We start from the raw sequence: 25,160 nt of genomic DNA, 5'->3' as shown, positions 1-25,160 counted from the left end.
CCGCCATGGTTCACCGTCCGTTCACCAACCCCCGTCGACCGCTTCACCTGTTCTGCCTAATTTCAGTACCGCACGGTGCGAGCCGCTGGAAAAAGCAGGGCACCCGCACCACACGACCCGTAGTCCTCTTCGCACGCCGCCCCGATACAGAAAGCGGCCGGCGGCTTCTGGAAGGAACTCCCGAAAAGTGAAGCTTCAGCGCAAGAACATGCTTCGTGCCTCCGCCCTCGGGGCGCTTGTCGTGTCCGGCGCCCTGGTCCTCACGGCGTGCGGCTCGGACGACAACACGAAGACCGACGCCGGTGGCACCACGAAGGCCTCCGCCCCGGCCCCGGGTGACGTCAAGTGCGACGGTGCCAAGGGCAAGCTCCTCGCCTCCGGCTCCTCCGCGCAGAAGAACGCGGTCGACCTGTGGGTGAAGAACTACATGGCCGCCTGCTCCGGCGTCGAGGTGAACTACAAGTCCTCCTCCTCCGGCGAGGGCATCGTCGCCTTCAACCAGGGCACGGTCGGCTTCGCGGGCTCGGACTCCGCGCTGAAGCCCGACGCCGTCGAGGAGTCGAAGAAGGTCTGCACCGGCGGTCAGGGCATCGACCTGCCGATGGTCGGCGGCCCGATCGCGCTCGGCTTCAACGTCGCCGGTGTGGACAAGCTGAACCTGGACGCCGCCACGATCGCCAACATCTTCAACGACAAGATCAAGAAGTGGGACGACGAGGCGATCAAGAAGCTGAACCCCGGCGTCACGCTTCCCTCCACCGCGATCCAGGCGTTCCACCGCTCCGAGGACTCCGGCACCACCGAGAACCTGGGCAAGTACCTCAAGGCCGCCGCTCCCGACGCCTGGACGTACGAGGCCGCCAAGAAGTGGCCGGCCCCCGGTGGCCAGGCCGCCTCCGGCTCCGCCGGTGTCGCCTCGCAGGTCAAGGCCGTTGACGGCGCGATCGGCTACTTCGAGCTCTCCTACGCCAGCTCGCAGAACATCAAGACCGTCGACATCAACACCGGCGCGGCCGCCCCGGTGAAGGCCTCCTCCGAGAGCGCCTCCAAGGCCATCGCCGCCGCCAAGATCGCCGGCACCGGCTCCGACCTGGCGCTGAAGCTCGACTACACCACCAAGGCCGAGGGTGCGTACCCGATCGTCCTGGTGACGTACGAGGTCGTCTGCGACAAGGGCAACAAGGCCGAGACCCTGCCGACCGTGAAGTCCTTCCTGAACTACACCGCCTCGGACGCGGGCCAGAAGGTCCTCTCCGACAACGGCTACGCGCCGATCCCGGCCGAGATCATCACCAAGGTCCGCGACGCCATCAACTCGCTGTCCTGAACCACTGAGCCTCGGGGCCCGGGCCGATCCCGTCCGATCGGCCCGGCCCGGAGGCCCCTCCCCTCCACCCAGGGGATCCGGTGCACCGCCGCCAGGGGGCATTGCCCCCCACCAAGACCGGAAAGACCATGGTTTCCACCACACCCACGCAGATAGACCAGGCTCCGCCGGTCACCAAGAGCGGAAGGTCCACCGGCCGCGCCGGTGACAAGATCTTCGCGGGGCTCTCCAAGGGCTCCGGCATCCTGCTCCTGGTGATCATGGCGTCGATCGCCGGTTTCCTCACCTACCGCGCCTCGATCGCCCTGTCGAAGAACGAGGGGAACTTCCTCACCACCTTCGACTGGAACGCGTCGGCGAACCCTCCCGTCTTCGGCATCGCCGTCCTGCTCTTCGGCACCGTCGTCAGCTCGATCATCGCGATGGCCATCGCGGTTCCGATCGCGGTCGGCATCGCCCTCTTCATCTCGCACTACGCGCCGCGCAGGCTGGCCGCCCCCATCGCGTACGTGGTCGACCTGCTGGCCGCCGTGCCCTCGATCATCTACGGCATCTGGGGCGCCCTCTTCCTGGTGCCGCAGCTGAACGGGCTGAACCTCTGGCTCGACGAGTACCTCGGCTGGACCTACGTCTTCGACAAGACCCAGGTCGGCGTCGCCCGCTCGCTCTTCACCGTCGGCATCCTGCTCGCGATCATGATCCTGCCGATCGTGACCAGCGTCAGCCGCGAGGTCTTCCTCCAGGTCCCGCGCATGAACGAGGAGGCCGCCCTGGCCCTCGGCGCGACCCGCTGGGAGGTCATCCGCATGTCGGTGCTGCCCTTCGGCCGCTCCGGCGTCATCTCCGCCTCGATGCTCGGCCTCGGCCGCGCCCTCGGCGAGACCATGGCCGTCGCCACGGTCCTCTCCCCGAGCTTCCTGATCTCCGGCCACATCCTCGACCCGGGCGGCGGCACGTTCGCGCAGAACATCGCCGCGAAGTTCGACGAGGCCAACGAGTTCGGCCGCGACGCCCTGATCGCCTCCGGCCTGGTGCTCTTCCTGCTCACCCTGCTGGTCAACGGCGCAGCCCGGCTGATCATCGCCCGACGCAAGGACTTCTCGGGGGCGAACGCCTGATGAGCCACGCACTCCAGGACCAGCGGCCGGCCCCGGCCCACAAGTCCGCCGCCCCCGCCCGCCTGACCCGCGGCGGCCTGCCCCGCTGGGCCCCGGCCGGCATCGCGGCCCTCTCGATCGCCCTCGGCTGCGGCATCGGCGCCGTCGCCGGCCTCGACAGCAAGGTCCAGTGGGGCCTGATCGCCTCGATCCTGTTCGTCGTGATCACGTACACCGCCAGCGCGGTGGTCGAGAACCGCCGCCAGGCCAAGGACCGGATCGCGACCTCCCTCGTGTGGGTCTCGTTCGTCCTCGCGGTCATCCCGCTGCTCTCGCTGATCTGGATCACCGTCAGCCGGGGCCTGAAGGCGTTCAGCGCCGACTTCCTCACCCACTCGATGAACGGCGTCACCAGCTTCGATCCGGGCGGCGGCGTCTACCACGCGCTGCTCGGCACCATCGAGCAGGTCGCCCTGGCCGCCCTGATCGCCGCGCCGATCGGCCTGCTGACCGCCGTCTACCTGGTCGAGTACGGCAAGGGCAAGCTCGCCAAGGCCGTGACCTTCTTCGTCGACGTCATGACCGGCATCCCCTCCATCGTCGCGGGCCTGTTCATCCTGACGACCTGGAACCTGGCGCTCGGCTTCGGCCCCTCCGGCTTCGCCGGCGCGATGGCCCTGTCGATCCTGATGATGCCCGTCGTGGTCCGCTCCACCGAGGAGATGCTCAAGCTCGTCCCGAACGAGCTGCGCGAGGCCGCCCTCGCCCTCGGCGTACCGAAGTGGCGCGTGATCCTGAAGGTCGTGCTCCCCACCGCCATCGGCGGCATCGCCACGGGCCTGATGCTGGCCGTCGCCCGCATCGCCGGCGAGACCGCCCCGATCATGCTCCTGGTCTTCGGCACCCAGCTGATCAACGGCAACCCCTTCGAAGGTGCTCAGTCCTCGCTCCCCCTGTACATCTGGGAGCAGTACAAGGTCGGCAGTGACGCCTCCTACGACCGGGCATGGGCCGCAGCGCTCGTCCTGATCGCCTTCGTCATGATCCTCAATCTGGTGGCCCGCGGCATCGCCCGCTGGAAGGCCCCGAAGACCGGTCGCTGACGCGACCCCCTGAAAGCGAAGTGACCCCTCATGGCGAAGCGAATCGACGTCAGCGGACTGTCCGCCTTCTACGGCACCCACAAGGCCATCGATGACATCTCGATGACCGTGGAGCCGCGCTCCGTGACCGCCTTCATCGGCCCCTCCGGCTGCGGCAAGTCCACCTTCCTGCGCACCCTGAACCGCATGCACGAGGTCACCCCCGGCGGCCGTGTCGAGGGCAAGGTGCTGCTGGACGACGAGAACCTCTACGGCACCGGCGTGGACCCCGTCGCGGTGCGCCGCACGGTCGGCATGGTCTTCCAGCGCCCGAACCCGTTCCCCACCATGTCGATCTTCGACAACGTGGCGGCGGGCCTGCGCCTGAACGGCCGCTACAAGAAGTCCGAGCTGACCGACATCGTGGAGAAGTCCCTCCAGGGCGCCAACCTCTGGAACGAGGTCAAGGACCGTCTGAACAAGCCGGGCTCCGGCCTCTCCGGCGGCCAGCAGCAGCGCCTGTGCATCGCCCGCGCCATCGCGGTCGAGCCCCAGGTCCTGCTGATGGACGAGCCCTGCTCGGCCCTGGACCCGATCTCCACCCTCGCCATCGAGGACCTGATCGGCGAGCTGAAGGAGCGCTTCACGATCGTCATCGTGACGCACAACATGCAGCAGGCCGCCCGCGTCTCGGACCGCACCGCCTTCTTCAACCTGGCCGCCGTCGGCCAGCCGGGCAAGCTGATCGAGATCGACGACACGGACCGGATCTTCTCCAACCCGTCCGTCCAGGCGACCGAGGACTACATCTCCGGCCGCTTCGGCTAGACCGGACCAGACCTCATGCGGCTCCGCCGCGTGACCCGCACGTCCTGCGGTGCTGCATGGCGGTGCCACCGCAAGGCGAAAGAAAAGGGCCGGCTCCCCCTGGGTGGGGGGAGCCGGCCCGCTTTCGTACCCGCGCGCTACACGAAGGCGAGGTCCACGATCCAGAAGCTGAGCGCCGCCACCAGGGCGGCGGCCGGCATGGTGATGAACCAGCCCAGGATGATGTTCTTGGCCACGCCCCAGCGGACCGCGTTGACGCGCTTGGTCGCGCCCACGCCCATGATCGCCGAGGTGATCACGTGGGTGGTGGAGATCGGCGCGTGGTAGAGGAAGGCTGAGCCGAACATGATCGAGGCACCGGTGGTCTCCGCCGCGAATCCCTGCGGCGGGTCCAGCTCGATGATCTTGCGGCCGAGGGTGCGCATGATGCGCCAGCCGCCCGCGTAGGTGCCCAGCGACAGCATCACGGCACAGACGATCTTGACCCAGATCGGGATCGGCGCGCCCGCGTCCTGCACGTCGGCGATGACCAGGGCCATCACCACGATGCCCATCGTCTTCTGGGCGTCCTGGAGGCCGTGGCCCAGCGCCATGCCGGCCGCCGACACCGTCTGCGCTATGCGGAAGCCGCGCTTGGCCTTGTGCGGGTTGGCCCGGCGGAACATCCACAGGATGGTGACCATGACCAGGTAACCGACGATGAGGCCGACCACCGGGGAGAGGAACATCGGGATGACGACCTTGTCGAGCACCCCGGACCAGATGACCTCGGTCCCACCGGCCAGGGCCGCGCCCACCATCCCGCCGAACAGCGCGTGCGAGGAGGACGAGGGCAGGCCGAAGTACCAGGTGATCAGGTTCCAGACGATCGCGCCGACCAGAGCCGAGAAGAGGATCCACATGCCCCGGTTGCCGTGGGGCGTCTCGATCAGGCCCTCACTGACCGTCTTGGCCACGCCACTGCCCAGGAAGGCACCGGCGAGGTTCATCACCGCGGCCATCGCCAGCGCCGCGCGCGGCGTCAGGGCCCGCGTCGAGACGGAGGTGGCGATCGCGTTCGCCGAGTCGTGGAAGCCGTTCGTATAGGTGAAGCCGAGCGCGACACCGATGGTCACGATCAGAGCAAAGGTGTCCACGTGGTTCAGGACTCCTTGACCGCGATGGTCTCCACCGTGTTCGCGACGTGCTCGAACGCGTCGGCGGCCTCTTCCAGCACATCGACGATCTGCTTCAGCTTCAGCACCTCGATGGCGTCGTACTTGCCGTTGAAGAGCTGGGCGAGCAGCTTGCGGTGGATCTGGTCCGCCTGGTTCTCCAGCCGGTTGACCTCGATCCAGTACTCGGTGAGGTTGTCCATGGTCCGCAGGTGCGGCATGGCCTCCGCGGTCAGCTCGGCCGCCCGCGCCAGCACCTCGATCTGCTGCTCGACGCCCTTGGGGAGCTCCTCCACGTTGTAGAGGACGACCAGGTCGACGGCCTCCTCCATGAAGTCCATGATGTCGTCGAGGCTCGACGCGAGGTTGTAGATGTCCTCACGGTCGAACGGCGTGATGAAGGAGGAGTTCAGCTGGTGGAAGATCGCGTGCGTCGCGTCGTCCCCCGCGTGCTCCGCCGCCCGCATCCGCTCCGCGATCTCGGCCCGGGCGGAGGGATCCGCTCCGAGCAGTTCCATCAGGAGCTTGGAGCCCGTGACGATGTTGTCCGCGGATGCGGCGAACATGTCGTAGAAGCTCGTCTCCCTGGGGGTCAGACGAAATCGCACGTGAGGTCCTCGGGGTGCATTGGATTCGGTCAGGCTGATGCTAGGCGCATCCCCCGGCCACGGCTAACCGGCACGGTTCCCCAGTGTCCTCCATCGGGCACAGTGGGCGGGACGAACCCCTGTCCCTCGGACCGGGGCGAAGTACCCTATACCCATGAGGGGTATGTATCCCTCATTCCGGACCACGGGAGGACCCATGACGACCATCGAGGCGGAGGGCTCCGGAGCCGAGACGGGCACCGCCCCCGGCACCCTGACCCACGAGGGCGGAGCCGTTCACGGCTACCACCACCAGAAGGACGAGCACCTCAAGCGGCTGCGCCGCATCGAGGGCCAGATCCGCGGCCTCCAGCGGCTCGTCGACGAGGACGTCTACTGCATCGACATACTCACGCAGGTCTCGGCGAGCACGAAGGCCCTCCAGTCCTTCGCCCTCCAACTGCTGGAGGAGCACCTGCGCCACTGCGTCGCGGACGCGGCCGTCAAGGGCGGCACCGAGATCGACGCGAAGGTGGAAGAGGCCACGAAGGCCATCGCCCGCCTCCTGCGCACCTGACCCCCGGCGGCGGCGCCGCACCCGCGGCTCCGCCGGGAACCGGAAACAGGCACTAAAGACAGATGCCCATCAGGACCTCGTCGATCCGGTCCTGACTCAGTCGTTCCTCCACGGCCGTCGAGGCCGCGATGATCAGCTCACCGCACAGCTCGATCTCGGCGAGTGCCACGTGGTCCTGCACCGTCGTACCGCCCGCGGGAGTCACGCGTGTCACCTCTCTCTGCCGCCCTCGCCCGTCGGCGCTCGGCCTCCCAGCGTAGGGACCGCACGTCGTTCCGCGCATGACACGGATGGACCATTTCCGGATAGCGGGGTCATGGCCCGGACGCACCGTCCGGGCCCGCCGGACCGGCTACTCGGCGATCTTCCCGTCATAAATGTCCGCGCTTGCGGGCAATACGACGGTCACCGGCGTGCCGAACCCGTACAGCAGCGTGGTCGAGGAGACATCGATCACGCCATTCTTGACGTACGTGAAACGGTGCCTGACCTGCCGCAGGCGCCCCTCCTCGTCCAGGTAGGCGTCGAAGGGCACGCTGTCCTTGCTGAACCCTTTCGCCGCCGCCTCCAGGGCCCCCTTGACCCCCGGCGAGGCGCTCTGGGCCGCCCGCCCGATGTCCGTCGTACCCCGGTAGTGCCGCACCTTGGTGCCCGACACCTCGGTGACCCCCACGTACGTCACCTCCTGCGCGCCGCGCAGCAGCTCGGCGGCGGCCAGCGGATCGGTGGCCCCGCCCGTGACGAGGTTCCCGTCGGAGAGGGCGGCCGTGTCGAGCCGCACCCACTTGTCGTCGGGCACCCCGGCGCCCCGGTTCTTCATGTAGAGCGCGCCGGGGACGAGCAGCTCGGTGATGGGGCGGTGCTCGGGCTTGCCGGTCACGTCGGCGGGGAGCATCACCAGCAGCTGCCCCATCCGCTTCCTGAAGTCGACGCCGCCCTCGCCGCGGATGGTGACCCGGGTGCCGCCGGTGGCCATCTCCATGGCCGTACGGGCCTGGGCGCTGCCGGTGGCCACGAGTGCGTCGGCGGCCCCGCGGACGGCCGCGCCGGGATCCCCCGGCGGCCGGTCGTCGCCGGCCGCCGCCGCGGTTCCGGTTCCCGTACCGCTCGCGGCACCGCATCCGCCGAGGGCGGCGACGGTCAACGCCACGCAGACCGCGAGCACCGCCCTGCCCGCACGCCTTCGCCGCCGCCTGTGCTGGTGCACCACCATCGCCTGCCAACCCCCAACGCGTGACCGCTGTTTGCCCGAGGCCCCCACCCGCTCCGGTTAACGAGGTCCGGGGTTTCCCGTCACGGCCGGGGAGTGGCCGAGACCCGTACCGGGCCCGGTCCGACCGGGTACCGTGGGGACGTGGATCCGCACACCCAGGCGACTCAGGTCCCTCCGTTTACCGCCGTGCCAGCTCCGCGTCACCCCGTGGAGTCCGCGCAGCCGACGCCCGGCCACATCACCAGCACCGCGGAACGCGGCTCCTTCTGTCTGGCCGTCTGCAGCTGCGGATGGACCGGGCCGGCCCGCCGCTCCCGCGACCTGGCCCGCAGGGACGCCACCCGGCACACCGCGGACTAGACCCGGGCCCGGGTGCGGGCGCTGGCGCGGCGGGCCCGGCACGATGCGGGACCCGGAGCGGGTGCGAGCCCGGAGCGGGTACGGGCCCAGCGCGGGTACGGGCCCAGCGCGATGCGGGGCCCGGAGCGGTGCGGGCCCCGGCGCGGTCGCCCCGCGTCCGGGTGTGTCGCCCGTTCGGACGGCCCGGGTGGCCGGGTGACCCGGGACCGGCTGCCCTGGAGTCATGCCAGGTACCGCACCCCGCCTCGCGGCCCTCCTCTGGGCCCTGCTGATCGCGCTCACCCCGGCCGCGGCGGCCTGGGCCCGTCCCGTGGGCACGGCGGACGGCCCGGGCGACGTGGCACTGGCGATCGGGGTCACCACCGCCGCGGCCGTGGCCACCGGCCTGTGGCTGCGGTCCCGCTACCGCCGTGACGACCCGGAGGATTCCGGCGCGGGCCACGGGGACGGGGGCGCCGGGGACGGCGACCGGTGAGTCCCCGCCCCCGGCCCCGGCCGGCCGCGGTGCGGCTGTGCTTCGGGGCGGCGGTGCTGTGCCTGCTGGCAGCGGTCCTGCTCGCGCTGTGGAACTCGTACGCGGGCTGACCGCGCCCGCGCCCGCTCCCGCCACTCCCGCCGCTGCCCCCGCTACGCGGCGAGGTCGCTCTCGGCCGGCCGCTGCGCGAGCTCCACCGGCCGGGCCACGACCCGTTCCCCGGCCCTGACGAGCCGCCCCGCCCGCGGGGCGCGCGCGAGCGCCCGTACCAGCGGGGTCAGCGCGGCCATGGCGAGGGGCGCGAGGAGCAGCACGACGGCGGTGCCGAGCGCGAACCCGCCGATGACGTCGGTCGGGTAGTGCACACCGAGGTAGACCCGGCACACCCCCTCGGCGAGCGCGAGCCCGATCCCGACGAGCCCGAGCCGACGGTTCGCCAGGAACACCCCGACGCCGAGGGCCATCATCAGGGTGGCGTGGTCGCTGACGAAGGAGTACCCGGCTCCCGGCCCGCCGGCCATCCCGCCGAGCACCTCGAGCCCCTCGTGCTGGACGAAGGGCCGCGGGCGCGCCACGAACCCGCGCAGCGGAACGTTCACGAGCAGCGCGAGGGCGGCGGCGAGCGGTGCCCAGACGAGCGCGGCGAAGGAATCGACGGCCGTCGTCTCGTCCTGCCGCCGGGCCCCGCGCCAACACCACAGCACCAGCAGGACCATGGCCAGCGGCAGCCCGTACCCGCCGACGAGCGCGACGCCCCGGTCGAACCAGCCCGGGGCGTGCCGGGCCAGGGCGTTGATCTCGTACAGCAGGCTGACATCCACATTCGGCCCACCTGTTGTGAGTCCAGCCATGCGACGCGGCCCCTTGCTTGCCTAGGTCCCCTGTGGGCGCACGCCGGTGTGCGCCCCTCCAAACCCCCCGCCGATCAAGTCTCGTGTTCATGGAACGCCCGTTCTGGCAGGTACGTTCCACCCTCCACCGAATGATCACTCCAACGTTATCCAAGAGTGATTCGCCGACGCAGCTCAAGGCCTGCGGTTCACGGAGTGTCGCTAGGCCGCCGGAGTGGCGGCCGCCCGCTCCGGAAGGGCCGCGGCCCCGTCCTTGGTCACCCGCGTGGCACCGAAGTAGTCGGGAGTGTCGATCTTGTCGAAGCGGATGACCGCGCCGGTGTACGGGGCGTTGATCATGTACCCGCCGCCCACGTACATGCCGACGTGCCGGATCTCCCGAGAGTTCGTCAGATCGTCGGAGAAGAACACGAGATCACCGGGCAGCAGTTCCGCCCGCGAGGGGTGCGAACCGGCGTTGTACTGGTCGTTGGCCACACGCGGCAGCTCGATCCCCACGGTCTCGTACGCCGCCTTGGTCAACCCGGAGCAGTCGAACCGCCCGTTCTGATCGGGCGTCCCGTTGCCACCCCACAGATAGGGCGTCCCGAGCTGCTTCTGCGCGAAGTAGATGGCCCCGGCGGCCTGCTGCGACGGCGCCACCCGGCCGACGGGCCGGGCGAAGCTCTTCTCCAGGGAACGGATGGCCTTCACGTAGCCCTGGGTCTCGGTGAGCGGTGGCACGCCCCCGGCCTTGATGACCCGGTAGGGACCGGCGTTGTAGGCGGCGAGCATATTGTCCGATGCGTCTCCTGGCACTCCCGCGACGTCCTTGGCCAGTTGGCAGTCGTACGAGGCGGCCGAAGGGATCGCGTCCTTGGGATCCCAGATGTCCCGGTCACCGTCGCCGTCGCCGTCGATTCCGTACGTGGCCCAGGTCTCCGGGATGAACTGGGCGATACCGCGCGCGTCCGCGTGGCTGACCACATCGGGCTTCCAGTTGCTCTCGGTGTACAACTGGGCCGCCAGCATGGCCGGATTGAGCGCGGGGCACAGGTTTCCCCACTTCTCCACCAACGGCTGGTAGATCGCCGGAACCGCCCCTTTGACCAGCGCCACGGCGCCCTGCCTGCCGCCCTTCGTGAGACCCGCCGCCGCCGAGTACGTGCCGACGACCAGCAGCGCGACGAAGGCCAGGCACACGCCGATCCCGATCCCGCTTGCCACCCAGAATTTGCGCACCCGTCAACACTGCCGCATAACAGGTCGCCTGACAGTGCATTCATCAGTCTGTCTTGACGTTATTTCACCGGAAAGCCGGTGCAGTAGAGGCTGCTGTATTCCCTGAGGCCCCGGACTCGATAGAAGAGCACGGTCCAGTCGCCCGGATCGTTGGCCACCGGGATGGCCGGGAAGTGCCTCGTGTTCCCGCCGTTGTCCACGAGCTGTGTGGCGAAGTCGTCCGGGTAGGTCAGGTAGACGCCGCCGTCGGAGGTCTTCTGGGTGAGGTCGATCGGCTTGCTGGTGTAGCCGATGCTGCGGTTGTAGTCACGGACGTTCTCGAACGGCCGCTGGGTCGTCGAGTCGATCTCGTGCGGCGGCTTGACGCCGACGGAGACGAGGTAGGGCCCCTTTTCCTGATGATATGGCTTCAGCATCACATGGATCTTGACCTTGCCCGCGACCGCCTTCGCGTTGGGGTCGGCGGCGTCCACCGCGGAGCCCACCAGGTACTGCGCCCGCTCCTCCGGCGGCAGGTTGCAGCTCCCCTCACCGGGCGCGGTGCCGGTCCACAGGTCCCGGGACACCGTCGCGGGCTCGATGTGATCCGGCACGGACCCGGAGCCTCCGGTCGGTCCGGACGAGGCCGGGCCCGGGGCCGGGTCCGACGCCTGCGGCCCCGAGGGCGAGGAGGCCGTACCGCTGGGCGCGCCCTGGCCCGCCGGCGTGGCCCCACCGGACGGCGGTCCGCCCGCCCGGGCACCATGGCCGTCCTCCTTGTCCTGGAGCAGCAGGTACCCGCCCGTCCCGAGCCCGCCCACCAGCAGGCCCGCCACGACCGCCACCGCCCAGCGGGGCACGGCCCGCGTCCGCTCCGTGGCGGGCGGGGTCGCGGGCACGTACGTCGGCACGTAGCCCGGAGTGCCTGCGGGCAATCCCGGCCCGATGGTGGACGGCAGCGTCCCCGGGACCTGGCCCGTACCGCCCGCGGTCGCCGTGAGCGAGGCGTAGACCGGGTCGTCGACCAGCGCCGAGTCCACCGCGCAGCGGCGGATGATCTCGGCGAGGGCGGGCCGGGCGCCCGGCTCCGCCACCACGCAGGCCTGGATCAGCTCGGCCAGCTCGGGCTCCACGCCCGCGACGTCGATCTCCCCGTGCACGGCGCGGAAGTTGACCGTCGTCGGATCACCGGTGCCGTACGGGGCCCGCCCCGTGGCCGCGTAGGCGATCGTGGCACCGAGGGCAAAGATGTCGGCGGCGTCCGCGGCCTCACCCCGCAGCAGCACCTCGGGGGCCGTGTAGCCCGGGGTGCCGGGAGCGGAGCCGGCCTGCGTCAGAGCCGTCTCGGCCACGCCCTTGGCGATGCCGAAGTCGATGAGCTGGGGCCCCTGTGCGCCCAGGATGACGTTCTGCGGCTTGAGGTCCCGGTGCGTGACCCCGTACGCGTGCACGCTCGCCAGCCCCTCCGCCAGCGCGGCGAACAACCTGCGGCAGGCGGCGGCGGGCAGGGCCCCGAACTCGCGCACCGCGTGGCTGAGCGTGGGCCCGGCCACGTACTCGGTGGCGAGCCAGTACGGCGGCGCCGCCAGCGACGCGTCGATCAGGTTCGCCGTGTAGGCGGAGCGCACCGCGCGGACCGTCTCCGCCTCCCGGCGGAACCGCGCGAGCGCCTCCGGGTGCCCGGTGATCTCCTCTTTGATCACCTTGATGGCCACCAGGCGACCGCCGGGCGACCGCCCGAGGTACACCTGCCCCATGCCCCCGGCCCCCAGCCGGGCCAGCAGCGTCTGCGCCCCTATATGGGCCGGGTCGTTGTCTCTCAGCGCCTCCACCCGCACGAGAGTGCCATACGGACTGTGCTGGCCCACAAGGGGATTGGCTTCAGCGCTCCGCGACGAACAGGCTCTGCGCCCCCCGCCCGATCGGCCCCTTCTCGTCGTGCAGCCGGGCGTCGGCCAGGCCGATGCCCGCCGCGTCCACGCTCGTCCGGGACTCCACGCAGACCCACTCCCCCACCGGGTGCCGGTGCACGTGCACGGTGAGGTCGCCGTTGACGAACACGAACCGGCCGAAGTCCATGACCGCGCTGATGCCGTTGCCCGAATCGGCGGCCACCAGCACCCGGTCCAGCGGCCGGACCTCCTCCCCCGCCACCAGCGGCACCCTCATCCGCATCCAGCAGGTCCCCGGCCCCGGCTCCGTGAAGGACCCGTCCGTGAACCGGGCCTCCACCGAGGAGTGGTACCCCTTCTCCCACGGCACCGGGAAGAACGGCGACGCCACCGCCTCCCCCGGAGTCGGCACCACCGCCCCCGGGACCACCGCCGGCACCGGCTCCCCCGCCACCCGGATCCGCAGCGCCCGCGCCAGCATCACCGGCCCGGAACCGCCCTCGGGCGTCAGGGCCGCCTCGACCAGCTCGGTGTTGCGGCCCGCCCGCAGCACGCTCGTGGTGATCTCCAGTCCGCCGATCGGCACCGGCCGCAGGATCTCGTACGTGACGCGCGCGATCCGCATGTCCTCCCGCGCGCCCGCCCGCTCGTCGATCTCCCGCGCCAGCAGCGCGGCCGGCGGCCCGGCGTGCTGCGAGCCCGCGTCCCACGGCCCGCGCGTGGCCTCGCCCGCCACGAACCGCCCCGCACCGATCCGCTCGTAGAACCCGTCCTCAGCGTCCATGACGCTGCACGCTACCCACAGGTAACTCCGGGCACCAGCCCCTCGCCGCCGGCCGCCGCGCCCCGCTCCCGCCCAGCGCCGGCCGAGTGCCCGCTCAGCGCGCGAAGCCCAGCCCCACACCCAGCCCCACCAGCACCGAACCGATCGCCCGGTTCAGCGCCTTCTGCGCCTTCAGCATCCGGTCGCGCAGCCGCGAGTCCGAGAAGAACAGCGCCACCGCCCCGAACCACACCAGGTGCGCGGCCGACATGAACAGCCCGTATCCCACCTGCTGCCACGCCGACGTCCCCGGATCGACGACCTGCGTGAAGGTCGACACCACGAACAGCGTCGTCTTCGGATTCAGCACGTTCGTCAGGAACCCGGACCGCAGCGCACCCAACGGGCTCAGCCCCGGCTTCGACTCCAGGTCCACGGTCAGCCCGTCCGGCGCCCGGAAGGTACGGATCCCGATCCACACCAGGTACGCGGCACCCGCCAGCTTGATCGCCGTGAACAGGGCGGTCGACGAGGCGATCAGCAGACCGACGCCCAGCATCGTGTACGAGACGTGCACCAGCACGCCGGCCGCGACCCCGGCCGCCGCGAACAGCCCGGTGGGCCGGCCGTACAGGTAGCTGTTCCTGACCACCATGGCGAAGTCCGCCCCCGGACTGATCACCGCGAGCAGGGTGATGACTGCAACTGCGATCACTTCTGTCATGTACAGATGCTCACCGCCCCCGCCCTGCGGATCAAGGCACTCCGGCCGCGAACCCGTCGCCCCGTCCCTCCGGTCACAATGGAGGGGTGTCCACCACCGCCCGCCCCGCGCACCCCCCGCTCCCCGTCCTGCAGGCCGACTGCGGCAACTGCTTCGCGTTGTGCTGCGTCGCCCTGCCCTTCGCCAAGTCCAACGACTTCGCCGTGAACAAGTCCGCCGGGACCCCCTGCGGGAACCTCCGGCAGGACTTCCGCTGCGGCATCCACACCCGGCTGCGCGACCAGGGCTTCCAGGGATGCACCGTCTTCGACTGCTTCGGGGCCGGACAGCAGATCTCCCAGGTCACCTTCGGCGGCCGCGACTGGCGCGCACACCCCGAGACCCGGGCCGAGATGTTCGAGGCCTTCCCCGTCATGCGCCAGCTGCACGAGCTGCTCTTCTACGTGGCCGAAGCGCTCGCCCTCCCCGCCGCGGCCCCCGTCCACCAGGACCTGCGCACGGCCCTGGCCCGGACCGAGGCCCTCACCCGGGCCGACGCCAAGGAGCTGACCGGCCTCGACGTGGGCACCCTGCGCCAGGACATCAACCCCCTCCTCCTCAAGGCGAGCGAGCTGGTGCGCGCCAAGGCCCCGGGCCGCCGCAAGAACCACCGCGGCGCCGACCTGATGGGCGCCCGCCTCGCGGGAGCCGACCTGCGCGGCGCCAACCTGCGCGGCGCCTACCTGATCGCCGCCGACCTCGGCCGCGCCGACCTGCGCACCGCCGACCTGATCGGCGCCGACTTCCGCGACACGAACCTCCGCGGGGCCGACCTGCGCGACGCCCTCTTCCTGACCCAGGCCCAGCTGAACGCCGCCCGGGGCGACGCCGCCACGCGCATCCCCCCGTCCCTCACCCGCCCGTCCCACTGGCAGTAGGCCGGGCGCCGCGGCGCCGTACCCGACCCCTGGCCCCTGACCCCTGACGCCCGGCGCCCGGCGCCCGCCGTGCGCGCGTGCGCCCCTCGCGCTCCCACCCGCCCTTGTCCCCGTACGGTGAGCGACCCAACCGGAAGATGACGCTCCGCTACGGGGTCACCCCGCCAAGCGGCGCCGCGCCCGGCCCCGACTCCGGTCACGGCGCCGCACCCCGGGACGGCCGGCGTCAGTAGGGCCGGACCACGGCCATCCAGCCCAGCGTGCAGACCAACGCCGTCGTGCACGAGTTCTCGTAGATGTCCCCGCCCGCGGTGAGCACCTTCACGTACACCCGCGGACCGCCCACCCGCACCGACACCCCGCACGCGTCGCGCGGGAAGCCCGGCGTCCTGGCCCGCGTCAGGTCCTGCCAGCGGTAGGGGGCCGTCGGCGTGGCCCTCGCCCCGACGTACGCCCTCCCCCGGCTCAGCACGGCACTGAACTCCGAGGCCCCCGGCCCCGAGGCGGTGTCGACGTCCGCACACGGCCCGTGCGGCCCGGCCGGACCCCGGTCACCCTTCGGCCCCTTGGGCCCGCGCGGCCCGGTGCACCCCCCGCCCGTGAAGGCCCGGCCGTCGCCCTTCCCGCACCCGTACCCGTACGCGTACCCGTACTCCGGCCCGGCCTCCGCGGCCGCCGCCCGCACCGGTACGGCCACCAGCCCGCACAGCAACGCCACGGCCACCCCGGCGGCCAGCCGGGCCCTGCGGCCCGGCTCCATCGCGGAACCCATCAGGCCCCTCCTCACATGTCACGTCGTCAGGTCGTCAGGCCGTCACGGCCAACGACCGCGAGCCTCCCCCCAACCCGCCGCAAAGATGGAAAGACTGACGGAATGTCGGACAAATGTCAGCGGGACGGCCCAACGACACGCGCCCCACTGCGCCGAACGGCCGCCCCTCACCCGGCCCCGCGCACGCCGGGCCGACAATCATTGCCCGGGGTCACCCACCGTGATACACAGAGTGACCAGGTCAGGGCGCGCGGGAGGGGCGCACGCCGGGAGATCGGGTAAAGAGAGCCGCCAAGTCGACGACGGCGGCGGTTTCATCAGCGAAGATAGTGCGTGACCCCTGCCGTCGGGCACGGGCTACCGGAACTACCCATACAGGGGCGGTGAGTTACATGATCCTGGCAGCCGAAAAGGGCGACATCACCACCATCATCGGCGGAATCGCCCCGAACTGGGGGCCGTTCGGCAGTCTCGGCAACGAAGCGAAGGTCATGATCGAGGTGGTCATGGCCGTAGCGATCCTCCTCTGCCTCGGCATCGCCATCTGGGGCGCGGCCAAACAGCGCATCGGCGCGACCGCACTGCGCGACACCTTCAGCGCGGAACAGGGCAAGGGCCTGATCGTGGCCGGCCTCACGGGAGTCTTCATCATCGGCTCCCTCGGCACCCTCTTCACGATCGTCTACGGAATGGCCGTCTAGCCGGAACGGCGCGGCCGGCCGCACCCTGATGACGAATCACCACACCGCGCCTGAGCGGGAACGAGCGCTACCGTCGTACGACGCGGAGGGGGCGGACACGCAATGAGCAACGACGACCATTACGGCGGCGGCGACGTCGGCGGCACGGGCCAGACCCGCACCCGCCTCCCCGACTCCCCCTCCGACCCCTACGGCACCCCCCGCCGCACCCCCCGCGCCTCCCGCGGCCTGGTGACGGTGGTCGGCGTCGTGGTCCTGCTCGTCGCCGCCATCGCGTTCGCGAACCAGTCCTCGGACTCCCCGGGCGGCGACACCTCCTCGGACAAACCCCCGACCACCACGTCCACGGCCCCGACGGGCACGTCCCCGGTCACCACCAAGACCGCAGGCATCCCGAAGGGCTTCGCCCACGACGAACAGGGCGCACAGTCGGCGGCGGCGAACTACGCGGTGGCCCTGGGCTCGGACGGCATGTTCGATACCGTGCGCAGGAAGACGATCACCCAGGCCGTCTACACCCCCGACACCGTGGAAGCCCGACAGGGCGAGCTCGACCGGCTCTACACCGACCAGGGATTCCTGACCCGCATCGGTCTCGACGCCGGTGGCAAGGCACCCAAGGGCCTGATGTTCGTCTCCCGTACCAACCCAGCCGGAACCAAGGTGGAGAAGATCGAAGGCGATACCGCGACGGTCTCCGTCTGGTCGTCATCGCTCTTCGGCATCGCGGGCGAGGGGTCCAAGAACCCGGTCTCCGAAGGCTGGTACACGTACACGTTCGAGCTCCGGTGGGTCAACGACGACTGGTGGGTCTCGAACTTCACTCAGAAGGACGGCCCGGCTCCCGTGGGCCGTGACCAGAGAGCAGCCTCAGCCGAGGACATGACCGCAGCCGTGTCGCAGTTCGGAGGGCTCACCTATGCGCGCTGACAGCCGTCGCGGCCTGTCCCTCATGGTCATTGTCGCAGCCATGCACACCGGCGTCATGCTCCTGGCGACCCGGGCGATGGCGGCACCGCCGAGCCCGACCCCGCAAACCACTCCCCCCGGAACCCCGCAGGCGACCAACAACCCCTGCGAACTCATCAAGGCGCCTGCCCGCGACTACTGCGAAAACGGCACCGGCCCCGCGTCCAGCGGTGCCCCGCGCACCGGCCTGTCGCCGGGCGACCCCGGCACCGACGCCCTCAACCCCCTGGCCTCCCTGGCCAAGGGCTGCGCCGATGCCGCCGCCTGGATCGTCAACAAGCTCAGCGAAGCCGTCAAGGGCACCGCCAACGTCGACTTCACCAACCCCGCCTTCCTCAAGCAGTACGCCGTCGTCTTCGCCGCCTCCACCATCCTCACCCTCGTCCTCTGGCTCCTCGCCGTGGCCAAGCGCGCCATCCGCGGCGTCCCCCTCACCACCGCCCTCTCCGAAGCCATCGGCTTCCTCTGGCTCACGGTCCTCGCCTCCGCCTTCACCCCCCTGATCCTCTACACCGTCGTCTCCGCCACCGACGGCGTCACCGAGGTCATCGCCTCCGCCACCGGCAGCCAGACCGACGTCTTCTTCGGCTCCTTCTCCGAAGCCCTCAAGAAGGGCAGCGACATCGGCGGCGGCCCGATCATGCTGGTCGTCGTCGCCCTCGTCACCGTCCTCGCCGCCGGAGTGCTCTGGCTGGAGCTCGTCATCCGCGCCGCCCTGCTCTACGTCGGCGCCCTCCTCGGCACCGTCGTCTACGCCGGACTCGTCGACCGCAACATGTGGGGCCACGTCCGCCGCTGGGCCGGCATCATGATCGCCGTCATCCTCGTCAAGCCGGTCATCGTCATCGTCCTCGGCCTCGCCGGGGCCCTCGCCGGCGAGAAGGGCCCCGACGCCTTCTCCGCCGTCGTCTCCGGCCTCGCCATCATCCTCCTGGCGATCTTCGCCTCCGCGATGATCTACCGCTTCGTCCCCGGCTTCGGCGACGAGATCGCCTCCGCCCGCAGCAACCGCTCCAAGGCCACCGACGGCGCCCAGGCCGCCGCCGTCATCAGCTCCCCGGCCTCCCTCGTCTCCCAGGGCATCAAGACCCACAGCAGCCGCGGCGGCGGTGCCCACCGCGCCTCCGGCGGCTCCACCGGAGGCGACGCCAACCAGATCTCCGGAGGCATGGCCGCCCACAGCAGCCGCGGCTCCGGCAGCGGGTCCGGCGGCGGAACCGTCCCCTCCGCCGCGCCCCCGCCCCGCACTGGCTCCAGTACGAGGAACACAGGAGGTGACGGGCGTTGACGACCCAGTCCCACCAGCTCCACCCGATCGCGCCCCGCCGCACGTATCTCATCGGCCGCGCCAGGCCGAACGCGATCGTCGGCAAGAACCGCGAAACCGGCGAGATCGCCCTGATCATCGTCGGCGCGTTCTTCGGCATGATGAGCGGACTGCTCGTCCCCGACCTCACCCTGCGCATCGTGAGCCTCGCCGGCTTCCCCATGCTCGCCCTCGCCGCCGTGTACGTCCCCTACAAGGGCCGCACCTTCTACCGGTGGTTCGAGATCAGCCGCAGCTACAAGCGCACCCTGCGCCGCGGCACCACCTACCGCTCGCCCGCCATGGAATCCGGCACCCGCGCCGCCGACGGCCGCGAGGTCGAGGTCGGCCCGCCCCCCGGCATCGGCCGCATCAACTGGCTCGCCGCCCCCTTCGGCCCCGACGAGATCGCCGTACTCCTCCACGCCGACCGCCGCACCGTCACCGCCGCCATCGAGATCGAGGGCCCCGGCGTCGGCCTGCGCGACAGCGAGGACCAGGAAGCCCTCGTCGACCGCTTCGGCACCCTCCTCAAGCACGTCGCCAACGGCGACGGCTTCGTCACCCGCCTCCAGATGCTCGCCCGCACCCTCCCCGCCGATCCCGACGCCCACGCCAAGGACGTCGCCCAGCGCGGAGACACCCAGGCCCCCGGCTGGCTGCGCGACTCCTACGACCAGCTCCAGTCGATGGTCTCCACCTCCTCCGAGCAGCACCGCGCCTACCTCGTCGCCTGCATGCACTTCACCCGCGACCTGGCCGCCGAAGCCGTCGCCATCGCCCGCGCCTCGACCCCCCACAAGGGCCGCAAGCTCGACCGCGACGCCGGCCTCGCCATCGTCATGGCCCGCGAACTCACCGACATCTGCGCCCGCCTCGCCGAGGCCGACATCCGCGTCCGCCAACCCCTCGGCCAGGGCCGCCTCTCCTCCCTCGTGCACTCCATGTACGACCCCGACCACCCCATCGACCACATCCAGGCCATGACCAAGCGCAACGCCTGGCCCGCCGAACTCGACGCCGTCGAACCGACCTACCTCCAGGCCAAGACCCGCGAGTCCTCCACCCGCGCCCCCTGGTGCCACGCCACCGCATGGGTCAAGGAATGGCCGATGACCCCGGTCGGCGTGAACTTCCTCGCCCCCCTCCTCGTCCACACCCCCGACGTGATCCGCACGGTCGCCGTCACCATGGACCTGGAACCCACCGAAGTCGCCATCGAGCGGATGCTCACCGAGAAGACCAACGACGAGGCCGACGCGAGCCGCGCCGCCAAGATGAACCGCACCGTCGACCCGCGCGACATCGCCGCCCACGGCCGGCTCGACCAGAGGGGTGAAGATCTGGCCAGCGGCGCTGCCGGAGTCAACCTCGTCGGGTACATCACGGTGTCCTCGCGTTCACCGGAAGCCCTCGCCCGCGACAAGCGCACCATCCGCGCCTCCGCCGGCAAGTCCTACCTGAAGCTCGAATGGTGCGACCGCGAGCACCACCGCGCCTTCGTCAACACCTTGCCGTTCGCCACCGGCATCCGACGCTAGCTGGAGGGAACGGCCGCCCCATGCGAGATCCCATGTCCGCCCTGACGGACGCCTTCACCAGCTTCCTCTTCGGCAAGGTCGAAACCACCCGCCTGCCCGTACGCACCTCCACCGGCCAGGCACAGGCCGTCTACCTGCCCACCGCGGCCCCCGGCCTCGGCGACTCCGGCGTCATCATCGGCCGCGAGGTCTACAGCGGCAAGGGCTACATCTACGACCCCTTCCAGCTCTACGGCCAGCAACTCCCCGCCCCCCACTGGCTGGTCCTCGGCGAATCCGGCAACGGCAAGTCGGCGCTCGAAAAGACCTACGTCCTGCGCCAGCTCCGCTTCCGCGACCGCCAGGTCGTCGTCCTCGACGCCCAGGGCGAGGACGGCGTCGGCGAGTGGAACCTGATCGCCCAGCAGCTGGGGATAACCCCCATCCGCCTGGACCCCATCGCCGCCAACGACGACGGGATCCGCCTCAACCCCCTCGACCCGGCGATCACGACGACCGGCCAGCTCGCGCTGCTCCGGACCATCATCGAAGTCGCCATGGGCCACGGCCTCGACGAACGCTCCGGCTTCGCCCTCAAGGTCGCCCACGCCTACGTCGTGGACGCCATCCGGGACCGCCAGCCCGTCCTGACCGACATCGTGGAACAACTGCGCCACCCCGAAGCCGAATCCGCGCTGGCCATGAACGTCGACATAGACGACGTCCGGGCCTGGGGCCTCGACGTCGCCCTCGTCCTCGACCGCCTCGTCGACGGCGACCTGCGCGGCATGTTCGACGGCCCGACCACCGTCGGCATCGACCTCGACGCGCCCCTGATCGTCTTCGACCTCTCCCACATCGACCGCAACTCCATCGCCATGCCCATCCTCATGGCGATCGTCGGCGTGTGGCTGGAACACACCTGGATCCGCCCGGACCGGAAAAAACGGATCTTCCTGGTCGAAGAGGCCTGGCACATCATCAACAGCCCCTTCGTCGCCCAGCTGTTCCAGCGCCTCCTCAAGTTCGGCCGCCGCCTCGGCCTGTCCTTCGTCGCCGTCGTCCACCACCTCTCGGACGTCGTCGACGGCGCGGCCGCCCGCGAAGCCGCGGCCATCCTCAAGATGGCCTCGACCAGAACCATCTACGCCCAGAAGGCCGACGAGGCCCGCGCCACCGGCCGGGTCCTCGGCCTCCCCCGGTGGGCGGTGGAAATCATCCCCACCCTCACCCCCGGCATCGCCGTCTGGGACGTCAACGGCAACGTCCAGGTCGTCAAACACCTGATCACCGAAACCGAACGCCCCCTCGTCTACACCGACCGCGCGATGACCGAGTCCTCCACCCCCCAGCAGCTCCCCGAAGACCTGCTGGCCGCCGAACTCGAAGCGGAGGAACGCGCCCTGTACATCGAGCGCCAGCGGGGCGCCGGCCCCGGCTCGGCCGCCACGGTGGCCTGACCATGCCCGATGCCAGACGTACGGAGCCCCCGGCGCGAGCCGGCGGCATCCCCGACGGAGTCCTGGTCGGCCTCCTGGCCTTCCTCCTCGGCCTGGCCGTCCTGGTCTGGTCGGCCACCGGCCTGGCCGCCCTCTTCTCGAAGGGCGCCTGGCCGTCCACGGTCACCTTCACCCGCACCCCGGGGGCCGTCCGCGCCCTGATAGCGCAACCCCACGACATCGCGGCGGCCTGGCCCGACACCGCCCCGGCGGCGCTGTCCGGGTGGGGCCTGTTCTGGGGCCTGTTCATCAGCCAGCTGCTCGTGATGCTGGTCCTCACGATCTTCACCATGGGCGTGGTGGCCCGCACCAGGGCCCGCCGCCACACCCCGACCCCCACCACCGCGGCACCCCGGCACCCCGACCTCAAGACCCAGGCCCACGCCCCGGCTCCTGCCCACGCCCCGGCTCCTGCACAGGCACAGGCACAGGCACAGGCACAGGCTGCAGCGTCGGCCCCGGAGCCGGATCCGATCCCAACCCAGGGGCCCGCACCCACCCCCGTGCCCGAGGCCGTCGTCACGCCGACCACGCCCCGCCCCGCCCCCGTCGACGAGGCCTACCGCTACGGCTACGGCTACGCCCCGAGGCCCCCGGCCCCGGCCGCCCACCTCGCCACACCCACCGCACCCACCCCGCACACCACCCCCGCCCGCCTCACCTACGCCACCCCCACGGAACGCCACCGCCTCGCCGCGCAGGCCGTCGCCTCCGCCGAAGGCGCCGTCCTCGTCGTCACCTCGTCCCCCGCCCTGTGGTCGGACACCAAGGACGCGCGGGCGAAACTCGGACCGGTCCTGCTCTACGACCCCTCGCACCTGTGCGACACCCCGGCCCGCATGCACTGGAACCCCGCCGAGGGCTGCGCCGACCGCGACACCGCCGCCGCACGCGCGATCGCCCTGCTGGCCCCCGTACGCCCCCAGGCCCGCCTGGACGCGGCCGTCGCCGACACCGCCGAGACCCTCCTGCGCAGCTGGCTCCAGGCCGCCGCCCTCGACGACCGCCCCTTCAAGCAGCTGCACCGCTGGGCCCAGGGCAACTCCGCCCAGGACCCGGTCCGCATCCTGCGCACCCACCTCCAGGCGGCCCCCGGCGCGGCCGGCGAACTCGAAAGCGCCCTCACCGGGCACCCCGAACGCCGCGAACAGGCCCAGTACCTCACCGCCCGGGCCCTCTCCTGCCTGACCTCGATCCACATCCGCGAGGCCTGCACCCCGAACCGCACGGATGCCCTCACCCTCGCATCGTTCCTCGCCGAAGGGGGCAGCCTGTACGTGGTGGGCGAACCCCTCGAAGACCCCCGGACCCACCCGGGTGCGATGCCGCTGCTGACCGCACTCGCCTCCAGCGTGGTCGAGCACGGCCGGCGCGTGGCCGTACGGTCATCCGCCGGTCGGCTCGACCCACCACTGACCCTGGTCCTGGAGGACGTCGCGGCCGTGGCGCCCGTACCCCAGCTCCCGGAACTGCTGACGGACGAGACGCTCCCGCTCCTCGCCCTGTGCCGCAGCCGCGAACAGGCACGGGCCCACTGGCCCCACGCCGACCTCCCCTGAACCGCCGCTACGCCCGCCGCGCGACCCCGTACTCCAGTTCCCGCGCGCCGGAATCCCCGGGCACCGGTACGGTCCGCCCGCTCGCCTCGAACCCGTAGCGCCGGTAGAACGCCCCGGCCCGCGCGTTCTCCTCGTGCACGAAGAGCCGTACGCGGGCCAGCTCGGGCCCCTCCAGCGACCAGGCCCACTCCAGCGCGGCCGTGAACAGGGCCTCGGTCAGCCCGGTCCCGCGCTGCTCCTCCCGTACGAAGACCCCCACCAGATGCCCCTGCGAGGCCTCGACGGGGTTCCCGAAGAAGTCGGTCGTCCCGCCCTCCTCGACCAGCACGGTGACGGAGCCGTCCCATCGCCCGTCGGCCGCCTCGGCGACGAACTGCCGGGCGGCCCGCCCGCTCGCCGCCCCCGCGACCCGCCCCTGCCAGAACTCGTCGGGCCGGGCCTGCGCGTCCTCCAGCGTGTCCAGGAAGGCCACCGGAGCCGCCGGATCCCGCAATGCGGCGATCCGCAGCTCCTTGGCCTTCTCCCACTCATCGGCCTGCACCGTACGTATCACATGCTGCTCCATGGCCGGATCCTAACCACCCGCCCCCACCGCTCTGTTGCAGACTGCACCCATGCACCGACCGCACCCACCTCACCCACCGCACGCCGAACCCCACACCCGCGCGATCGCGCACGTCACCGCGCTCGCCTCGGGTCCCACCCTGGACCCGACGCTCCCGGTCACCCTGAACTTCCACCCTGACCGCTTCCTGAACGACCGTCCGGTGCTCACCGCCCTGGCCGAAGACGGTGTGTACCGCTCCCAGTTCGTCACGGGCACCAGCAACGGCGGACTCACGGCCCACCCCGGCGGAGCGCGCTGGCAGTGGGAGAGCCGGATATTCGGCGGCGCCTACGACACCGCGCCGGCCGAGGCCCGCCCGGTGTACGGCGCCCTCAACTTCCGCCGCTCCGAGGCCGGCGCCGCCCCCCGCTTCGGCTCGGCCCACTTCCGCCTCGCCCCGGAAACCCTGTCCCGGACCACCTTCTGCTACCCGGACAGCTATCTGGAGCCGGAGTCCTTCGGGGTCGCCGACCGCATGGCCCTGATCGCCCTGGCCGAAGCCGACGACCAGGACGCCCTGGACGACTACATCGAAGCCCAGGTGCACACCCCGGTCCGGCTCGACCGCGACGTCTCCGCCCTCGTACTGGACCCCAGCTACCGTGACACGGAGATCGAGGCGGCAGCGGCGGCCCTCCCCTGCCCCACGGAATGGCATCCGGGCTTCCGCCTCACCGTGACGGAACTGCGGCGGCACCCCGAGTACCGCGGCCAGGAATTCGTCGACCTCGGCGGATCCATCGCGGTGGCCGGCGTCCTGACTCCCCGCATCCTCGGCGAGGCGGCCCGTACCGGCGACCACGACGAGCAGGCCCTGAAGCGCGTCTGGCATTACCTGGCCCGCTTCGGCCTCTGCCGGAATTGAATCGGCCCGTAAACGCAGAAAAGCCCCGCACCATAAGGTGCGGGGCTTTCCCACAATGATTGTTCGGCGGCGTCCTACTCTCCCACAGGGTCCCCCCTGCAGTACCATCGGCGCTGAAAGGCTTAGCTTCCGGGTTCGGAATGTAACCGGGCGTTTCCCTAACGCTATGACCACCGAAACACTATGAAGTTGACCAACCGGGCATGGACACGGTTCGTTACTTCAGAACTAACACAGTGGACGCGAGCAACTGAGGACAAGCCCTCGGCCTATTAGTACCAGTCAGCTCCACCCGTTACCGGGCTTCCACATCTG

The 25,160-nt window shown here is 70.9% G+C and carries 26 protein-coding genes and 1 rRNA gene; 15 read left to right on the top strand and 12 right to left on the bottom strand.

The features are described from left to right. The first annotated feature begins 187 nt into the window (after window positions 1–187). From pstS to pstB, 4 genes are all read left to right on the top strand, one after another. Complete coding sequence (gene pstS / locus ACZ5D2_RS18565; RefSeq protein ID WP_371677453.1) at window positions 188–1,327, top strand: phosphate ABC transporter substrate-binding protein PstS; 1,140 nt, start codon at window positions 188–190, stop codon at window positions 1,325–1,327. A 128-nt stretch (window positions 1,328–1,455) separates the two neighbouring features. Continuing rightward, a complete protein-coding gene (pstC, locus tag ACZ5D2_RS18560) occupies window positions 1,456–2,445 on the top strand; it encodes a phosphate ABC transporter permease subunit PstC (RefSeq protein ID WP_371677454.1) in 990 nt (329 codons plus the stop codon). After that, window positions 2,445–3,527, top strand: coding sequence for a phosphate ABC transporter permease PstA (pstA, locus tag ACZ5D2_RS18555; RefSeq protein ID WP_371677455.1), 1,083 nt, complete (start codon window positions 2,445–2,447; stop codon window positions 3,525–3,527). Before pstC ends, pstA begins: the two co-directional genes overlap by 1 nt. Window positions 3,528–3,557: 30 nt before the next feature. After that, entirely contained in the window at window positions 3,558–4,334 is a 777-nt protein-coding gene (gene pstB / locus ACZ5D2_RS18550) for a phosphate ABC transporter ATP-binding protein PstB (protein WP_266840607.1), read from the top strand. A gap of 137 nt (window positions 4,335–4,471) precedes the next feature. Here pstB and ACZ5D2_RS18545 read toward each other — a convergent pair whose 3' ends face one another. Both ACZ5D2_RS18545 and ACZ5D2_RS18540 read right to left on the bottom strand, forming a co-directional pair. Beyond that, window positions 4,472–5,470: an inorganic phosphate transporter gene (locus ACZ5D2_RS18545; RefSeq protein ID WP_371677456.1), complete on the bottom strand. Its 999-nt coding sequence runs from the start codon at window positions 5,468–5,470 to the stop codon at window positions 4,472–4,474. 5 nt (window positions 5,471–5,475) lie between these two features. Further along, the gene (locus ACZ5D2_RS18540; protein WP_030240555.1) at window positions 5,476–6,096 is read right to left on the bottom strand and encodes a DUF47 domain-containing protein; all 621 of its coding nucleotides are present in this window, start codon (window positions 6,094–6,096) and stop codon (window positions 5,476–5,478) included. 196 nt (window positions 6,097–6,292) lie between these two features. Here ACZ5D2_RS18540 and ACZ5D2_RS18535 point away from each other — a divergent pair, with 196 nt between their 5' ends. After that, window positions 6,293–6,652, top strand: a complete 360-nt coding sequence (locus ACZ5D2_RS18535) for a metal-sensitive transcriptional regulator (protein ID WP_030240557.1) — start codon at window positions 6,293–6,295, stop codon at window positions 6,650–6,652. A gap of 52 nt (window positions 6,653–6,704) precedes the next feature. On the opposite strand, the gene ACZ5D2_RS18530 is transcribed toward ACZ5D2_RS18535, so the two are convergent. Continuing rightward, window positions 6,705–6,857 (bottom strand): hypothetical protein, encoded by a 153-nt coding sequence (locus tag ACZ5D2_RS18530; RefSeq protein ID WP_167456795.1) that lies wholly within the window; start codon window positions 6,855–6,857, stop codon window positions 6,705–6,707. 147 nt (window positions 6,858–7,004) lie between these two features. Then, window positions 7,005–7,865 carry an SCO4651 family lipoprotein gene (locus ACZ5D2_RS18525; protein ID WP_371677457.1) on the bottom strand — a complete coding sequence of 287 codons (861 nt, stop codon included), beginning with the start codon at window positions 7,863–7,865 and terminating at the stop codon, window positions 7,005–7,007. Window positions 7,866–8,051: 186 nt separating this feature from the next. On the opposite strand from ACZ5D2_RS18525, the gene ACZ5D2_RS18520 reads away from it, so the two are divergent. Beyond that, window positions 8,052–8,225, top strand: a complete 174-nt coding sequence (locus tag ACZ5D2_RS18520) for a hypothetical protein (protein ID WP_371681428.1) — start codon at window positions 8,052–8,054, stop codon at window positions 8,223–8,225. Between the two features lie 223 nt (window positions 8,226–8,448). Continuing rightward, window positions 8,449–8,700: a hypothetical protein gene (locus ACZ5D2_RS18515; protein ID WP_371677458.1), complete on the top strand. Its 252-nt coding sequence runs from the start codon at window positions 8,449–8,451 to the stop codon at window positions 8,698–8,700. A 152-nt stretch (window positions 8,701–8,852) separates the two neighbouring features. On the opposite strand, the gene ACZ5D2_RS18510 is transcribed toward ACZ5D2_RS18515, so the two are convergent. The 5 genes from ACZ5D2_RS18510 to ACZ5D2_RS18490 form a co-directional block, all read right to left on the bottom strand. Next, the gene (locus tag ACZ5D2_RS18510; RefSeq protein ID WP_371677459.1) at window positions 8,853–9,551 is read right to left on the bottom strand and encodes a phosphatase PAP2 family protein; all 699 of its coding nucleotides are present in this window, start codon (window positions 9,549–9,551) and stop codon (window positions 8,853–8,855) included. Between the two features lie 201 nt (window positions 9,552–9,752). Then, complete coding sequence (locus tag ACZ5D2_RS18505; RefSeq protein ID WP_030240565.1) at window positions 9,753–10,772, bottom strand: C40 family peptidase; 1,020 nt, start codon at window positions 10,770–10,772, stop codon at window positions 9,753–9,755. Window positions 10,773–10,831: 59 nt separating this feature from the next. After that, the gene (locus tag ACZ5D2_RS18500) at window positions 10,832–12,583 is read right to left on the bottom strand and encodes a serine/threonine-protein kinase (protein WP_468930470.1); all 1,752 of its coding nucleotides are present in this window, start codon (window positions 12,581–12,583) and stop codon (window positions 10,832–10,834) included. A 49-nt stretch (window positions 12,584–12,632) separates the two neighbouring features. Further along, complete coding sequence (locus ACZ5D2_RS18495) at window positions 12,633–13,427, bottom strand: thioesterase family protein (RefSeq protein ID WP_371677461.1); 795 nt, start codon at window positions 13,425–13,427, stop codon at window positions 12,633–12,635. 94 nt (window positions 13,428–13,521) lie between these two features. Next, on the bottom strand, window positions 13,522–14,130 hold the full coding sequence (locus ACZ5D2_RS18490) for a LysE family translocator (protein WP_266840593.1): 609 nt from the start codon (window positions 14,128–14,130) through the stop codon (window positions 13,522–13,524). Between the two features lie 86 nt (window positions 14,131–14,216). On the opposite strand from ACZ5D2_RS18490, the gene ACZ5D2_RS18485 reads away from it, so the two are divergent. Further along, window positions 14,217–15,047 carry a pentapeptide repeat-containing protein gene (locus ACZ5D2_RS18485; RefSeq protein ID WP_371677462.1) on the top strand — a complete coding sequence of 277 codons (831 nt, stop codon included), beginning with the start codon at window positions 14,217–14,219 and terminating at the stop codon, window positions 15,045–15,047. Window positions 15,048–15,273: 226 nt separating this feature from the next. Here ACZ5D2_RS18485 and ACZ5D2_RS18480 read toward each other — a convergent pair whose 3' ends face one another. Further along, a complete protein-coding gene (locus tag ACZ5D2_RS18480) occupies window positions 15,274–15,819 on the bottom strand; it encodes a hypothetical protein (protein ID WP_468930467.1) in 546 nt (181 codons plus the stop codon). A 392-nt stretch (window positions 15,820–16,211) separates the two neighbouring features. On the opposite strand from ACZ5D2_RS18480, the gene ACZ5D2_RS18475 reads away from it, so the two are divergent. The 6 genes from ACZ5D2_RS18475 to ACZ5D2_RS18450 all read left to right on the top strand — a co-directional run bounded on the left by ACZ5D2_RS18475 (window position 16,212) and on the right by ACZ5D2_RS18450 (window position 23,373). Beyond that, window positions 16,212–16,520, top strand: a complete 309-nt coding sequence (locus ACZ5D2_RS18475) for a hypothetical protein (protein ID WP_008742356.1) — start codon at window positions 16,212–16,214, stop codon at window positions 16,518–16,520. 102 nt (window positions 16,521–16,622) lie between these two features. Beyond that, complete coding sequence (locus tag ACZ5D2_RS18470; RefSeq protein ID WP_468930464.1) at window positions 16,623–17,450, top strand: hypothetical protein; 828 nt, start codon at window positions 16,623–16,625, stop codon at window positions 17,448–17,450. A 22-nt stretch (window positions 17,451–17,472) separates the two neighbouring features. Beyond that, complete coding sequence (locus ACZ5D2_RS18465) at window positions 17,473–18,777, top strand: hypothetical protein (protein ID WP_468930461.1); 1,305 nt, start codon at window positions 17,473–17,475, stop codon at window positions 18,775–18,777. Beyond that, on the top strand, window positions 18,774–20,336 hold the full coding sequence (locus tag ACZ5D2_RS18460; protein ID WP_371677466.1) for an SCO6880 family protein: 1,563 nt from the start codon (window positions 18,774–18,776) through the stop codon (window positions 20,334–20,336). Before ACZ5D2_RS18465 ends, ACZ5D2_RS18460 begins: the two co-directional genes overlap by 4 nt. A 20-nt stretch (window positions 20,337–20,356) precedes the next feature. Continuing rightward, the gene (locus tag ACZ5D2_RS18455) at window positions 20,357–21,775 is read left to right on the top strand and encodes an ATP-binding protein (protein ID WP_371677467.1); all 1,419 of its coding nucleotides are present in this window, start codon (window positions 20,357–20,359) and stop codon (window positions 21,773–21,775) included. Between the two features lie 2 nt (window positions 21,776–21,777). Further along, the gene (locus tag ACZ5D2_RS18450) at window positions 21,778–23,373 is read left to right on the top strand and encodes a type VI secretion protein (RefSeq protein WP_468930458.1); all 1,596 of its coding nucleotides are present in this window, start codon (window positions 21,778–21,780) and stop codon (window positions 23,371–23,373) included. Between the two features lie 7 nt (window positions 23,374–23,380). Here ACZ5D2_RS18450 and ACZ5D2_RS18445 read toward each other — a convergent pair whose 3' ends face one another. After that, the gene (locus ACZ5D2_RS18445) at window positions 23,381–23,938 is read right to left on the bottom strand and encodes a GNAT family N-acetyltransferase (RefSeq protein ID WP_371677469.1); all 558 of its coding nucleotides are present in this window, start codon (window positions 23,936–23,938) and stop codon (window positions 23,381–23,383) included. A gap of 49 nt (window positions 23,939–23,987) precedes the next feature. Between ACZ5D2_RS18445 and ACZ5D2_RS18440 the strand changes: the two genes are divergently transcribed. Then, the gene (locus tag ACZ5D2_RS18440; RefSeq protein ID WP_371677470.1) at window positions 23,988–24,845 is read left to right on the top strand and encodes a DUF3626 domain-containing protein; all 858 of its coding nucleotides are present in this window, start codon (window positions 23,988–23,990) and stop codon (window positions 24,843–24,845) included. 61 nt (window positions 24,846–24,906) lie between these two features. Here the strand turns inward: ACZ5D2_RS18440 and rrf are convergent. Beyond that, window positions 24,907–25,023, bottom strand: a 5S ribosomal RNA gene (rrf, locus tag ACZ5D2_RS18435). Window positions 25,024–25,160: the final 137 nt, after the last annotated feature.

The organism is Streptomyces sp. NPDC031479 (assembly GCF_055581065.1).
Note: the sequence above shows the minus strand (reverse complement) of the source record. Positions and strands in the feature narration are given on the sequence as shown.

What these genes read in the sequence shown, in the direction of transcription:
- pstC (WP_371677454.1), top strand. Translation starts at nt 1,456, where the DNA reads ATGGTTTCCACCACACCCACGCAGATAGACCAGGCTCCGCCGGTCACC.
- pstA (WP_371677455.1), top strand. Translation starts at nt 2,445, where the DNA reads ATGAGCCACGCACTCCAGGACCAGCGGCCGGCCCCGGCCCACAAGTCC.
- pstB (WP_266840607.1), top strand. Translation starts at nt 3,558, where the DNA reads ATGGCGAAGCGAATCGACGTCAGCGGACTGTCCGCCTTCTACGGCACC.
- ACZ5D2_RS18535 (WP_030240557.1), top strand. Translation starts at nt 6,293, where the DNA reads ATGACGACCATCGAGGCGGAGGGCTCCGGAGCCGAGACGGGCACCGCC.
- ACZ5D2_RS18525 (WP_371677457.1), bottom strand. Translation starts at nt 7,865, where the DNA reads ATGGTGGTGCACCAGCACAGGCGGCGGCGAAGGCGTGCGGGCAGGGCG.
- ACZ5D2_RS18515 (WP_371677458.1), top strand. Translation starts at nt 8,449, where the DNA reads ATGCCAGGTACCGCACCCCGCCTCGCGGCCCTCCTCTGGGCCCTGCTG.
- ACZ5D2_RS18510 (WP_371677459.1), bottom strand. Translation starts at nt 9,551, where the DNA reads ATGGCTGGACTCACAACAGGTGGGCCGAATGTGGATGTCAGCCTGCTG.
- ACZ5D2_RS18495 (WP_371677461.1), bottom strand. Translation starts at nt 13,427, where the DNA reads ATGGACGCTGAGGACGGGTTCTACGAGCGGATCGGTGCGGGGCGGTTC.
- ACZ5D2_RS18490 (WP_266840593.1), bottom strand. Translation starts at nt 14,130, where the DNA reads ATGACAGAAGTGATCGCAGTTGCAGTCATCACCCTGCTCGCGGTGATC.
- ACZ5D2_RS18480 (WP_468930467.1), bottom strand. Translation starts at nt 15,819, where the DNA reads ATGGGTTCCGCGATGGAGCCGGGCCGCAGGGCCCGGCTGGCCGCCGGG.
- ACZ5D2_RS18475 (WP_008742356.1), top strand. Translation starts at nt 16,212, where the DNA reads ATGATCCTGGCAGCCGAAAAGGGCGACATCACCACCATCATCGGCGGA.
- ACZ5D2_RS18470 (WP_468930464.1), top strand. Translation starts at nt 16,623, where the DNA reads ATGAGCAACGACGACCATTACGGCGGCGGCGACGTCGGCGGCACGGGC.
- ACZ5D2_RS18465 (WP_468930461.1), top strand. Translation starts at nt 17,473, where the DNA reads ATGGTCATTGTCGCAGCCATGCACACCGGCGTCATGCTCCTGGCGACC.
- ACZ5D2_RS18455 (WP_371677467.1), top strand. Translation starts at nt 20,357, where the DNA reads ATGCGAGATCCCATGTCCGCCCTGACGGACGCCTTCACCAGCTTCCTC.
- ACZ5D2_RS18450 (WP_468930458.1), top strand. Translation starts at nt 21,778, where the DNA reads ATGCCCGATGCCAGACGTACGGAGCCCCCGGCGCGAGCCGGCGGCATC.
- ACZ5D2_RS18445 (WP_371677469.1), bottom strand. Translation starts at nt 23,938, where the DNA reads ATGGAGCAGCATGTGATACGTACGGTGCAGGCCGATGAGTGGGAGAAG.
- ACZ5D2_RS18440 (WP_371677470.1), top strand. Translation starts at nt 23,988, where the DNA reads ATGCACCGACCGCACCCACCTCACCCACCGCACGCCGAACCCCACACC.